This is a genomic window from Rhodococcus sp. C26F (assembly GCF_053345925.1).
Genome location: NZ_JBKFBA010000037.1, coordinates 1 through 12,496 on the forward strand (window position 1 = coordinate 1; position 12,496 = coordinate 12,496).

Sequence of the window (12,496 nt, forward strand, 5' to 3'; positions counted from 1 at the left end):
CGGGCGGTGGTGCCGTATGCGCAGGATCTGGCGCGGCTGCCGGCCTATCTGCAGCAGCTGACCATGGAATCGAACGGAAAATCCGTGCGCGCCGACGGCACACCGGTCTCGTGTCCGACCGGGGAGGTGTTCTGGGGTGAGCCCGGCACCAACGGTCAGCACGCCTTCTTCCAGCTGCTGCACCAGGGCACCGAGATCGTCCCCGTCGACTTCCTCGGCCTGGCCCGTAGCGGTGACGATCTCCCGGCCCGCGACGGGCAGACCAGCATGCAGGTGCTGTTGCTGGCGAACATGTTCGCCCAGGCCAAAGTCCTCGCGTTCGGCCGTGATGCCGACGAGGTGCGTGCCGAAGGCGTCCACGAGGCACTGGTGGCGCACAAGGTGATGCCCGGGGATCGGCCGTCGACGACGATCCTCGCCCCCGAACTCACCCCCTCGGTGGTCGGGCAGATCATCGCCTTCTACGAACACCAGACCTTCGTCCAAGGCGTCGTGTGGGGGATCGATTCGTTCGATCAGTGGGGCGTCGAACTCGGCAAGACCCAGGCCACCGCCCTGCAAGCGGTGCTCGCCGGCGACGACACCCCCGACACCGGTGACGCGTCCACCGACCATCTGATCGAGATCTACCGCAACCTGCGCGACGGAGCCTGACCGCACCCTGCTCGAGAGATCAAGCAGCCTTCGGATCGGACCAGGCCGTGGTGGTCCGGACCCGTCCGTGCGTGTCGACGAGACGCGCCGGCAGGTCGTACTGTTCGAGCCACGACAGGGCTCCGATGCCCCGCTGCAACGCCGTCGCCGCGGCCGCATCGGCCCACACCGCGTCGGGAGCGATGACGCTGACGAGACGCCACCGCTCGGGGTCGGCGACGTCGCTGGTGTGCGACGCCATCGCCGATCCGGCCGGCAGTTCGACCGAGCCCCGGTCCGGGAGCGGCACCTGCCATCCCCCGGCAGGCGCGTGCCCCGCGGTGGCCATCACGTCGCCGATGCGCACGAGCGCCCCGCATTCGAGCAGATTCGCGACGAGCGCCGCGGAGTAGTCGACGGTGTCGGCCACGGCCGTCGCGCCGAGTTCGAGACTCACCCCGAACGGGGCGAGCACGATGTCTCCGTCGATCTGCACGTCGCGGTAGGTGGGGATGGGATGGATCGGCGGGATGGCTCCGGCATCGACGGAGGCGTCGTCGGAGTCGACCGGGGTGATGGTCCCGCCCGTCATGCGGGCCGCCCACAGCGCCGACCGCACCATCGATGCCAGTCGGGGGCTCATCGTGACCGGAGTGCCCTGCGCGAGGTTGACGGAGTGGATCTCGGCGTCGCCCCGGCGGCTGTCGCTCACCGCCTCGGATTCGGCGACGACGCCGCGCACGATCATGCGGGCACGGTGCAGTGCATGCGGCTCGGTCACCGCGAGTGCGATCTGCCGACCCCACTCCCACCATTCGTTGCTGCCGATCATGACGGGCTCCACCCGTGGTCGATTCCTCGCAGGACGTATTCCAGTATGCCCGCGACCTGAGACGGGTGACAGCGCCGCAAGATCGGACCCGCCCTCGTCAGACCCGGTCGAGGATCGCGGCGGTGTCCACGCCGGTCGGCAGTGTGCCCATCGCGATGCCCCAGTCGTCGTCGAGCCGACTGCGGCAGAACGCCTCCGCGACGGCGGGATGTCCGTGCCGGACGAGCTGCGCGCCCTGCAGGACCAGGGCCATGAGCTCCACGACCCGCCGTGCCCGGTACTCGGCGTCCTCGAGGTCGGCGAGTTCCTTGCCGATCCGGGCGATGGCCGAATCGAGCCGCGGATCGGCACCTTCCGCAAGCCTGACCTCGGTGAAGAACGCCTCGACGGTGTCGGGTTGCCGCGCCATTGCACGCAGCGCGTCGAGTGCCGCGACGTTGCCGGATCCTTCCCAGATCGACATGAGCGGCGACTCGCGATAGAGCCGCGGCATGCCCGATTCCTCGGCGTAGCCGTTGCCGCCGAGGCATTCGAGGGCTTCGGCGGCGACCGCGGGTGCCCGCTTGCACACCCAGTACTTGGTGACGGCCAGCGCGATGCGGCGCAGTGCGGCTTCCTGCTCGTCCCCGGCGGCGCGGTCGGTGGCCCCGGCCAGACGCATCATCATCGTCGTCGCGGCATCGGACTCGACGACGAGATCGGAGAGGACGTTGCGCATGAGCGGCTGGTCGACGAGCAACGCGCCGAACGCCTTCCGGTGACGGGCATGGTGAACCGCGCGCAACGTCGCGACCCGCATGTTCACGGCCGAGCCGATGACACAGTCGAGTCGCGTCATGTTCACCATCTCGATGATGGTGTTGATGCCGCGACCTTCCGGGCCGACGAGCCAGCCGATCGCGTTCTCGTACTCGATCTCGGAGGAGGCGTTCGACTTGTTGCCGAGCTTGTCCTTCAGCCGCTGGATGCGGATGGCGTTGCGGGTGCTGTCGGGCAGGACGCGCGGGAGCAGGAAGCACGACGGTCCGTGCTCGGTCTGCGCGAGCGTGAGGAACAGGTCGGACATCGGCGCGGACGTGAACCACTTGTGCCCGACGATCGTGTACGAGCCGTCGGCGTTGGGGGTCGCGGTGGTGGTGTTGGCGCGGACGTCGGAACCGCCCTGCTTCTCGGTCATCGACATCCCGGCGATCAGGCCACGTTTCGTGGAGGGTTCGCGCAGCCCGAAGTCGTAGTGCGGCGCGGCCAGCAGCGGCTCGTAGCGCTCGGCGAGTTCGGCGTTGTGGCGCAGCGCCGGGACCGCGGCGTAGGTCATCGAGATCGGGCACATGTGCCCGGCGTCGGTGTGCCCCCACACGTAGAACTTCGCTGCACGGGCAACGTGCGCGCCGGGACGCGGGTCGCGCCAGGGTGCCGCGTGCAGGCCGTTCTCGACGGCGACGGTCATCAGGTCGTGCCAGTGCGGATGGAACTCGACCTCGTCGACGCGGTGGCCGTAGCGGTCGTGGGTGTGCAGCACGGGCGGGTACTCGTTGGCGAGCCGCCCCCAGTCCTGGGCACGGGCGGTGCCGGCGAGGTCGCCGAGTTCGCGGACCTCGTCCTCGGCCCAGCTCGCCCCTTCGCGGCGCAGTCCTTCGAGCAGAGCTGCATCGTCGGCGGCCCGGTAGGGCTCGAGGTCCGGTACCTGATTGAACACCTCGTGGGTGGCGGGGAAATTCACGGCTTCACTCCTGAGTCGTTCCGGAAGACAGGTGCCCCGCCGCTCGCAGTGCGAGGACGACGAGGTCGGGGACGGTGGATCCGGCCGCGCTGTCTCGAAGGCGACCGTCGGCTGCGCCGGGGAGGCGACCGGTGAGCACCTCACCGACCGCCCCGACGAGCGCGGCGGCGGTGAGTTCGACGTCCTGTTCGGGGAATTCACCGGTCGCGATGCCGTGGCGCACGGCGTTCGCGAAGGCCGCTGCAAAGGCGCGGCGCAACACGAGTCGTTCGGCGTCGACCGCGGCGTCGACCGGTTCGGCGAGCAGGGCGTAGGCGAGGGTGGGATTGCGCAGCGCACGGCGGGAGAAGGTGTCGACCACCGCGGTCACCCGGTCGGCACCGGATCCGGTTGCGGCCGCGGACGTCACGGCCTCGACCTCCCGCTCGCACAGTTCCCGGAAGATCCGCACCATGAGATCGGACTTGTCGACGTAGTGCCGGTAGACGCTGCCGGTGGCGACACCGGCCCGTTCGGCGACCGCCGAGACCGAGAGTCCGCTGTATCCGCGCTCGCTGAGCAGAGCCACGGCGGCAGCGGCGATCGCCTCGCGCTGCGCGTCGAGTCGCTCCTGCACTGCGGGTGTCCGCCGGTACGCCACACCAAGGATTGAACCTCGGTTCAGTGCTTCGGTCAACGGTCGGCGCTACGGTCGGGATTGTGAATCGCCTGAGCGTCGTGGACGAGATGTTCCTCCACCGCCACAAAGGAACCGGCCTGCCGTCGGTGATGCAGGGTCTGTGGCGCACCGACGAGACCGTGGACGCGACCCTGTTGCTGTCCCTTCACGATGTGCTGTCCGAAGGCCCGCTCGGGCGTCGCGTGGTCCGTCCCCGGGTTCCCGGCACACGCCCTCGATTCGAACCCAACACGCACGTCCATCCGCTGCGCTATCCCGCGACCCCCATCCCCGACGACGAGCTCCTCGACTGGGCCGACGAGCACGCGAACGTGGACGTCGACCCCGAGCTCGGTCCCGGCTGGGCCCTCGCCGCGACCCGACTCACGAGCGGCGGCACCGCACTGTCGATCGTGTGCTCGCACGTGCTGACCGACGCGCGGGGATTCGTCCGCGCGGTCGCCGACGCGCTCGCCGACCGGCCGCGACGACCCGACCCCGGTCGCCAATCCGACCTACGCGATGCGATGCAGTTGTTCCGGAAGGTCGGCAGCGGGCTGCGCCGCGTGAAGTACACACCCCGCACGGAGAAACCGCCCGCGCCGCAGACGGTGCACTCGCGACCGCGCACCGCGCTCGTCGACGTCGACGCGGCGCAGTGGAAGGCCGTCGCCGCCGCGGAGGACGGCAGCCCGAACGCCCTGCTGATCGCCGTGTCCGCCGGTGTCGCCCGTCGCGCCCGGATCCCGTTCCCCGTGCGCATCTCGGTTCCGGTCGACGACCGGAAGGACGGAACCGTCTCCAACGGCGTGTCGATGGTGGGGATCACCGTCGACGACAGCGACACCGTCGCGTCGATCCGTGCCCGCGCCGCGCACGCCTACTCGCAGCCGCGGGAGGGCGCGCCGCACAACATGCCGGCCGAGATCCTGCAACTCCTCCCCGACCGGATCGCCGCCCGCGTCGCGCGCGGTGCCGGTGAGCGGGACCTGTTGTGTTCCAACATCGGCGCGGTGCCCCGCGAGCTCACCACGCTGGGCCCGTACCGCACCACCGGGATCGCAATGCGCGCCATGCACCCGGGACTCGACACCCGGCCGGCCCGCACCGCGACCCGCCTGTCGGTCTACGCCTGCCACACCGACGAGCGGTACACCCTCGCGTTCGTCGCCCTCGACGAGGAGCGCTTCCCCGACACCGCGACGCTGCGCACCTACGTCCGGGCCGAGCTCGCAGATCGGGGACTCGAGGCCCACTCCTGGTGACCTCGACGGAGCACGCGGCGGCTACCGTGACGCGCCGTCACGTACAGTGCGGAGCATGACGCCCGAGACCCACGTCACATTCGCCGACGGGACCGTCCGCGGCACCCGGCTCGGCGACCTCCTCGCCTGGCGCGGCATCCCCTACGCCGCTCCCCCGGTCGGTCCGCTGCGATTGCGTGCGCCGCAACCGGTCGAGCCCTGGACGGGAGTGCGCGATGCGACGCAGTTCGGCAATGCCGCCCCGCAGCGTCCGCGCTACGCCGAGACCGGTCGTCGCGGGGTGCGAGTGCGTCCCGACGAGGACTGCCTGACCCTCAACGTGCTCGCCCCCGCCGGTCGGGTCCATGCGCCGCGACCGGTCATGGTGTTCATCCACGGCGGCGCCTTCACCCTCGGCACGAGTGCCCTGTCGGTCTACGGCGGCGAGTCGCTGGTCCGACGCGGCGACGTAGTCTACGTGTCGATCAACTACCGCCTCGGAGCGCTCGGCTATCTCGACTTCGGGTCCTTCTCCACCGATTCGGTCCGATTCGATTCCAATCTCGGTCTGCGCGACCAGGTGGCGGCGCTCGAATGGGTGCAGCGGAACATCGCGGCCTTCGGCGGTGACCCCGACAACGTGACGATCTTCGGCGAGTCCGCCGGCGGCACCTCGGTGACGACCCTGCTCGCGACACCCGCCGCGCGCGGACTGTTCTCCGCCGCGATCGCACAGAGCCCGGCGCCGAATCTCGTCGTCACCTCCGACCGCTCTGCCGAATGGGGCCGGAAGTTCGTCGAACTGCTCGGTGCCGATCCGGATTCGGCGGCGCAAGCGCTGCTCGATGCCTCCCCCGTCGAACTCGGGAGGGTGGGATCGCGCCTCGGGGCGCAGGTACTGCGCGCGACTCCCGGTCTGCATCCCTTCGGTCCGGTCGTCGATGGCGATTTCGTTCCGCTCCAACCGCTCGAGGCGTACGAGACGGGCGCGGCGCATCCCGTTCCGCTCGTGCTCGGGACGAACGACCGCGAAGGTGCACTGTTCCCGAAGTTCCTCGACGCGCTGCCGACGAACCCTCGGCGGATCGACGCACTGTTCGCCGCGACCGATCCCGAGGCGAAGGATCGCATCACGGGGATCTATCCGGGATATCCGGACGAGCGTGCCGCGATCGATCTCGGCGGCGACCTCACCTTCTGGTATCCGTCCGTGCAGATCGCGCAGGCACATTCGCGTTTCGCGCCGACCTTCATGTACCGCTTCGATCTCGCGCCGCGACTGCTGCGGTGGACGGGCTTCGACGCGACGCACGCGGTGGAGTTGCTCGCGGTCTTCGACCAGACCGACGAACCGCTCGGCCGGGCGCTCACGGCACTCGGTGGGCGACGCGGCCTACGGACGGTCGCCGGGGCGATGCAGCGCCAGTGGCTGAACGTGGCCCGGCACGGTGAACCACTGCCGTCGTGGCCACCCTACGACGAGAAGGACCGCGCGACAGTGATCTTCGATGAGGTCACGCGCATCGAGCACGATCCGCGTCGCGAGCGCCGACTCGCGTGGGAGGGCTACCGCGGGTACACCGCTCCGGCACCGGTGCAGTAAGCGCCGCTACTCGACGCGCGCAGTGAGCGTCGCTACTCGGCGCGTGCAGTGAGCGCCGCTACTTGGCGACGGTGAGCAGGAAGGCGACGTCCTCGATGGCGCTGACGCTGTGCCGGACCGGCGGGATGATGATCATGTCGCCCGCCGAACCCTTCCACACGTCGTTGCCGGCGACGAGCTGGAGCTGACCCGACAGCACCTGCAGGGTCGCCTCACCGGGGCTGTCGTGCTCGCCGAGTTCGTGGCCGGCGAGCAACGCGACGACGGTTTGCCGCAGGTGCTTGGTATGCCCACCGAAAACCGTCTGGGAGCTGCGTCCGCTGCTGGACGCCGCTGCGAGTTTGAGCTGCTGCCGTGCCAGGGCGGTCAACGAGAGCTTGTCCATGTACCGCAGTATCGCTCAGATGCCGCCGCGAGAACTCAGCTTCGCGCGTACCGGATCCAGCGGAACCTGATTCCCTTGGTGGACGTCATCCATTCCCCGGGTTCCGCCACCCACTCGGGCCCGATCGGAGGTGCGGTCGCATCTCCTACGACGTCGAGGTCGACCTCGGTCACGAGCAGCCGAGTCGCGAACGGCATCGCCTGCGCGTAGATCTGGCCCCCGCCCATCACGACGACCTCGTCCTCACCGGCGAGCGTCAACGCGTCCTCGAGGCTCATCGCGGTCTCGGTGCCCTCGGCCGACCACTCGACGTTGCGGGTGACGACGATGTTCCGGCGTCCCGGCAGCGGCCGGAATCTGACCGGGAGCGAATCCCAGGTGAGCCGGCCCATGATCACCGGCTTGCCCATCGTGGCGTCCTTGAAGAACGCCATGTCCTCGGGGATGTGCCACGGGATGGTGTTGTCGCGGCCGATCACACCGCCGCGTGCCTGGGCCCAGACGAGGGTGACATCCCCCATCAGACGGCCACCGGCGCCTTGATCGCCGGGTGGTGCCGGTAGCCGACGACCTCGACGTCCTCGTAGCGGTAGTCGAAGATCGAGTCGCGCGGGTGCAGCTTCAGCGTCGGGTAGGGATACGGATCACGGGTGAGCTGCTCGGTGACCTGCTCGATGTGGTTCGAGTAGATGTGGCAGTCGCCGCCTGTCCAGATGAACTCTCCCGGCTCGAGTCCGGTCTGCTGCGCGACCATGTGGGTGAGCAGCGCGTAGCTGGCGATGTTGAACGGCACGCCGAGGAACATGTCGGCGCTGCGCTGGTAGAGCTGGCAGCTGAGCTTGCCGTCGGCCACGTAGAACTGGAAGAAGGCGTGGCACGGCATGAGCGCCATCTTGTCGAGCTCGGCCACGTTCCACGCCGAGACGAGGATGCGCCGCGAGTCGGGGTTGGTGCGCAGGGTCTCGATCACCTGGCCGATCTGGTCGATGTGCTGCCCGTCGGGGGTCGGCCACGAGCGCCACTGCACGCCGTAGACCGGGCCGAGATCGCCGTCGGGTGCGGCCCACTCGTCCCAGATCGTCACGCCGTGCTCCTGCAGCCACTTGACGTTGGAGTCGCCGCGCAGGAACCACAGCAGCTCGTAGACGATGGACTTCAGGTGCACCTTCTTCGTGGTGATCAGCGGGAAGCCCTCGGACAGATCGAAGCGCATCTGGTGGCCGAACAGGCTCCGCGTGCCGGTTCCGGTACGGTCGGCCTTCTCCGCGCCGGTCTCGAGGATCAGGCGCATCAGGTCTTCGTAGGGCGTCGACACAGTCACGAGCGCAGTCTATCGGTGGGTCGAAGGTGTCCGTCGCCACCCGCGAACGGCCCGGCGACCGTAGCCTGTTCCCATGCCCGAGCTCCCCGAGGTGGAAGCACTTGCGGTGTTCCTGCGCGAGCACGCGGTCGGCAGCGTCATCGGACGCATCGACGTCGCGGCGCTGAGCGTGCTGCAGACGGCCGATCCACCGATCACGGCGCTGCAGGGACGCGACATCACCGGAGCGGTGCGCTTCGGCAAGTTCCTCGCGGTCGACTGCTCGGGGCTGCACCTGATCACGCACCTGTCGCGCGGCGGCTGGTTGCGCTGGCTCGACGAACCGTCGCAGACTCCCCCGAAACTCGGTCGCGGTCCGCTCGCCCTCCGCGTGCACCTGTTCGCCCCCGACGCGACGACACCGGCCTTCGATCTCACCGAGGCCGGCACGAAGAAGCGCCTCGCGGTCTGGGTCGTCGACGATCCGCAGCAGGTGCCCGGCATCGCCCGCCTCGGCCCCGACGCGCTCGCCCTCACTCGCGACGAGTTCGCCGGGCTCCTGACCGACAGCACCTCGCGCCTCAAGACGCTGCTCACCGATCAGAAGGTTCTCGCGGGCATCGGCAACGCCTACTCCGACGAGATCCTGCACGTCGCTCAGCAGTCGCCGTTCGCGACCGCCGGAAAGCTCACCGACGACGAGGTGACCGCCCTGTACGGGGCGATGCGGTCGGTGCTGACCGATGCCGTCACGCGCTCGGTCGGGCAGGACGCGGCGCGCCTCAAGGGCGAGAAACGGTCGGGGCTGCGCGTGCACGGACGCACCGGTGAGCCGTGCCCGGTGTGCGGCGACACCGTCCGCGAGGTCTCCTACACCGACCGTTCGTTCCAGTACTGCCCGACCTGCCAGACCGGAGGGAAGGTCCTCGCCGACCGGCGGATGTCCCGCCTGCTGAAGTAGCGGGCACGCAGTGCAGGCCCGTTCCCGTCTCCGCGAAGAAGTCCGCATCCTCGCACCGGGTTACTTCGCCTTCGTCATGGCCGGCGGCATCGTCTCCACCGGACTCCACCTCCGCGGTTTCCACCTCGCATCGGCCGTGCGGCTGATCGTGTCCGCGATCGGATACGCGACGCTGGTGGCCCTGTCGGTGTGGCGGTTCTTCGCGTTCCGCGACGAGGTCCGCGCCGATCTCGCCGATTCCGGACGGGCGTTCGGCTTCTTCACCTTCGTCGCGGGCAGCAACGTGCTCGGCGTACGCCTGATGATGGACGGCTGGCATTCCACCGCGGGCGTACTGCTCGTGGGCGCGGCGGCGACGTGGCTGGTGCTCGGATATGTCGTCCCGTGGACCGCCGTGCTCGGCACGGCGGAGCGTCCCGTCCTCGCGAAGGCGAACGGAACGTGGTTCATCTGGGTCGTCGCCAGCGAGTCGGTGGCCATCGCCGCAGCCACGCTCCAACCGGTCTACCGCGAACTGGACCGGCTCCTCGCCGCCGTCGCGGTGTTCACCTGGGGCGTCGGGCTGTTCCTGTACGCGGCGGCCGGCATCTTCGTCGCGGCGCGGATGTTGCAGTACCCGTTGCGACCCACCGACCTGACCGCCCCTTACTGGGTGTCGATGGGAGCGTGCTCGATCACCGTCGTGGCGGGTTCACGGATCGTCGAGATGGACGACGCACCGATGGTCGACGCGACCCGCGGACTGATCGCGGGCCTCGCCGTCGTCATCTGGGCCTTCGCGACGTGGCTGCTCCCGCCGCTCGTCGCGGCCGGTTGGTGGCGGCACCGCGTCCACCGGGTGCCGCTGGACTACGACTCCTCCCTGTGGTCGATCGTCTTCCCGCTCGGCATGTACGCGGTCGCAGGGATGTATCTGGGGCGCGCCGACGACCTGCCGCTGGTCGGGGCGATCGGTGCCGCCGAATTGTGGGTCGCGGTGGCGGCCTGGGTCGTGGTGTTCACCGCGATGCTGCACCGCATGTGGGTCCGGCTCACGCGGCCGGTCGAGCGCGACCGACGGTGACCGCCCGTGCTCGGGCCCGCCCCATCTCGCCGTACCAGCGGACGGCGAGCACGACGGCCAGGGCCACACCGACCGCGTCGCCGCCGTAGTACATCAGCTGGGCACCCGCCTGCAGATCGGACGCGGCGAACATCGTGCCGGGAGGAGACTGCGCGTACAGCGTCTTCGCCAGCACCGCATGGACCGCGCCGGCCACGAGCAACACCACCGCGAGATGCGGGAGACCGTACCGGCGGCGGAGCGGATCGAGGCGGCAGATCGCGAGGGTGAACAGCATCCCGGCGGCGAAGACGTGCAGGTGGACCACGGTCGCGACGAGCGTGTCGTCGTGCATCGCAGCGAACAGCGGCGTCCGGTAGAGCACCCACAGCCCACCCATGTCCAGCACGGCCGCGACCGCCGGCGCCGTGAGCAGTGCGGCCGGCCGCGAATGCAGCACGGTGAGCAGGCCCGTGCGTGTGCCTCCCACCGGGACGGTCCTCAGCAGCAGCGTCACCGGCCGGCCCAGCACGATCAGCGGGGGTCCGACCATGCCGACGAGCAGATGCCCGGCCATGTGCGCGGTGAACGGCCCACCGGGCAGAGGAACTACCGCCGTGGCAGCGACGGCGCCGGCACCCGCGGCGACACTCGCGTCACGCCACCACGGCCACGCGTCGCCACGTCGACGCAACCGCACGGCCGCCCCGATGTACAGCGCGACCCCCAGAGCCGCCACCAGCAGGACGACGAGGGCGAGCGCTCCCGGCCCCGTGTTCGTCGGATGATCGTGCACCGACGGCTCCTATCCGTCCGAGAGCCCGGTGGTGCGCACGTTCCGTCGCGCCGACCACCACAGGATCGCACCGGCGACGAGGAACACGAGAGCCCCTGCGATCCAGGCCAGGTCGTAGGGCCACACGTCGACGTCGTAGCGGATCTGGTGGACGCGGAACACCTTGTGGTTCACCAGTCCGTCGAACAACTGGAATCCGCCCGCTCCCATGAGCAGCGCCGCCCAGAAGTGCCGCACCGCCAGGGCGTGCCTGCGGCGCACGTCCGCGAGCAACGCGAATCCCGCTACGAGAACGAGCAACTCGGCCGTGTGCAGCAGACCGTCGGAGGCGAGACCGACCGCAGGTGTGGAGCGATCGTAGAAATGGTGCCAGCCGAGAATCTGGTGGAAGACGATCTCGTCGATCGCGGCCATGAGCGCCACGCCGAGGAGGGCACCGCTGATCGCGGAGTGCCGCACCGAGATTCCGCCGCGTGTGTCTCCGGGTCGTATCGCTCCGGTCATCGCTCCCTCACCGTGTCGCCCGAAGGACGCTCCTCCACCGTGCCGCCGGGAGGACGCTCCTTCACCGTGTCGTCCGAAGGACTCCGTCCGGGAATACGGGTTGTTCCGATCTCGCGGCGGGTACCCGAGCGGTCATGCTGAGAAACGCACTGTGGGAAGGCCTGGTCGCCGGTGCGGCCGGCGTGGCCGCCATGACCGTCGGGGAGAAGATCGAGCAGGCCGTCACCGGGCGACCGAACTCCCACGTGCCGGGCCGCGTACTCGCACGGTTGACGGGCGCCTCCGAATCGGCCGGGCAGCACTCGACCGCCCTGAACTGGGCGATGCACTTCGGGCAGGGTATCGCCCTCGGCGTCCTGCGTTCGGTCATGGCCGAGGTGGGCCTGCGGGGGCCGCTCGCATCGTCGAAGTTCACCGTCGTCCGTCTGACCAACGACCAGATCCTCGAGAACGCGACCGGCGTGGGAGCACCCCCGCAGACGTGGCCCCATTCCGAACTGGCGATCGACGTCCTCCACAAGAGCGTCTACGGCTTCGTCACCGGTGCCGTCGCCGACGCACTGGCCGCCCGCCNNNNGGGCGGCACGCCGCGCTCGTGCCCGGCCGTCACTCCGACATCGGCCCGATCCCCCGCAGCGCGGCCGCCGGCCGGTAGAGGTACGAAGCACAGGCGACCTGCGGCGGAGCACGGAGGTCCGAGGAAACGTCGCCGACGCGGCGGTTACCGTATCGGTGTGAGCGTCGAACCGCTGGACACCGGCACCGTGGCCGGTCACCTGCATCTTCCCGAGGGCAGTCCGCGGGGTGCCGTCGCGTTG

12 protein-coding genes and 2 pseudogenes are annotated in these 12,496 nt (G+C 69.7%); 6 read left to right on the forward strand and 8 right to left on the reverse strand.

The window, feature by feature from the left end; all coding sequences use genetic code 11:
- Nucleotides 1-654, forward strand: a pseudogene (locus ACLBYD_RS25040) (glucose-6-phosphate isomerase); the annotation flags it as partial.
- 19 nt (nucleotides 655-673) lie between these two features.
- Here ACLBYD_RS25040 and ACLBYD_RS25045 read toward each other — a convergent pair.
- The 3 genes from ACLBYD_RS25045 to ACLBYD_RS25055 form a co-directional block, all read right to left on the reverse strand.
- Nucleotides 674-1,465 (reverse strand): FAD:protein FMN transferase, encoded by a 792-nt coding sequence (locus ACLBYD_RS25045; protein ID WP_277371080.1) that lies wholly within the window; start codon nucleotides 1,463-1,465, stop codon nucleotides 674-676.
- A gap of 97 nt (nucleotides 1,466-1,562) precedes the next feature.
- Nucleotides 1,563-3,185 carry an acyl-CoA dehydrogenase family protein gene (locus tag ACLBYD_RS25050; RefSeq protein WP_447818550.1) on the reverse strand — a complete coding sequence of 541 codons (1,623 nt, stop codon included), beginning with the start codon at nucleotides 3,183-3,185 and terminating at the stop codon, nucleotides 1,563-1,565.
- Nucleotides 3,186-3,189: 4 nt separating this feature from the next.
- A complete protein-coding gene (locus ACLBYD_RS25055; protein WP_447818551.1) occupies nucleotides 3,190-3,825 on the reverse strand; it encodes a TetR/AcrR family transcriptional regulator in 636 nt (211 codons plus the stop codon).
- A gap of 59 nt (nucleotides 3,826-3,884) precedes the next feature.
- Here ACLBYD_RS25055 and ACLBYD_RS25060 point away from each other — a divergent pair, with 59 nt between their 5' ends.
- Nucleotides 3,885-5,108, forward strand: coding sequence for a hypothetical protein (locus tag ACLBYD_RS25060; protein ID WP_447818552.1), 1,224 nt, complete (start codon nucleotides 3,885-3,887; stop codon nucleotides 5,106-5,108).
- Nucleotides 5,109-5,163: 55 nt separating this feature from the next.
- Nucleotides 5,164-6,690: a carboxylesterase/lipase family protein gene (locus tag ACLBYD_RS25065; RefSeq protein WP_447818553.1), complete on the forward strand. Its 1,527-nt coding sequence runs from the start codon at nucleotides 5,164-5,166 to the stop codon at nucleotides 6,688-6,690.
- Between the two features lie 58 nt (nucleotides 6,691-6,748).
- Here the strand turns inward: ACLBYD_RS25065 and ACLBYD_RS25070 are convergent, their stop codons facing one another.
- Genes ACLBYD_RS25070 through ACLBYD_RS25080 form a run of 3 tightly spaced genes read right to left on the reverse strand, consistent with a single transcriptional unit; the run spans nucleotide 6,749 to nucleotide 8,396 of the window.
- On the reverse strand, nucleotides 6,749-7,075 hold the full coding sequence (locus ACLBYD_RS25070) for a cupin domain-containing protein (RefSeq protein ID WP_059381704.1): 327 nt from the start codon (nucleotides 7,073-7,075) through the stop codon (nucleotides 6,749-6,751).
- Nucleotides 7,076-7,110: 35 nt separating this feature from the next.
- Entirely contained in the window at nucleotides 7,111-7,596 is a 486-nt protein-coding gene (locus ACLBYD_RS25075) for a dihydrofolate reductase (RefSeq protein ID WP_447818554.1), read from the reverse strand.
- Nucleotides 7,596-8,396, reverse strand: a complete 801-nt coding sequence (locus tag ACLBYD_RS25080) for a thymidylate synthase (protein ID WP_006551555.1) — start codon at nucleotides 8,394-8,396, stop codon at nucleotides 7,596-7,598. Before ACLBYD_RS25080 ends, ACLBYD_RS25075 begins: the two co-directional genes overlap by 1 nt.
- A gap of 73 nt (nucleotides 8,397-8,469) precedes the next feature.
- Here ACLBYD_RS25080 and ACLBYD_RS25085 point away from each other — a divergent pair, with 73 nt between their 5' ends.
- Nucleotides 8,470-9,336 (forward strand): Fpg/Nei family DNA glycosylase, encoded by an 867-nt coding sequence (locus ACLBYD_RS25085; protein ID WP_447818555.1) that lies wholly within the window; start codon nucleotides 8,470-8,472, stop codon nucleotides 9,334-9,336.
- 10 nt (nucleotides 9,337-9,346) lie between these two features.
- Entirely contained in the window at nucleotides 9,347-10,399 is a 1,053-nt protein-coding gene (locus tag ACLBYD_RS25090; protein ID WP_447818556.1) for a tellurite resistance/C4-dicarboxylate transporter family protein, read from the forward strand.
- On the opposite strand, the gene ACLBYD_RS25095 is transcribed toward ACLBYD_RS25090, so the two are convergent.
- Together ACLBYD_RS25095 and ACLBYD_RS25100 are read right to left on the reverse strand one after the other, a co-directional pair.
- The gene (locus ACLBYD_RS25095) at nucleotides 10,368-11,174 is read right to left on the reverse strand and encodes a cytochrome c oxidase assembly protein (protein ID WP_447818557.1); all 807 of its coding nucleotides are present in this window, start codon (nucleotides 11,172-11,174) and stop codon (nucleotides 10,368-10,370) included. The two genes, ACLBYD_RS25090 and ACLBYD_RS25095, sit on opposite strands and share 32 nt — an antisense overlap.
- 9 nt (nucleotides 11,175-11,183) lie before the next feature.
- Nucleotides 11,184-11,678 (reverse strand): DUF2243 domain-containing protein, encoded by a 495-nt coding sequence (locus ACLBYD_RS25100; protein WP_447818558.1) that lies wholly within the window; start codon nucleotides 11,676-11,678, stop codon nucleotides 11,184-11,186.
- Between the two features lie 734 nt (nucleotides 11,679-12,412).
- Between ACLBYD_RS25100 and ACLBYD_RS25105 the strand changes: the two are divergent.
- Nucleotides 12,413-12,496: pseudogene (locus ACLBYD_RS25105) on the forward strand (alpha/beta hydrolase); the annotation flags it as partial.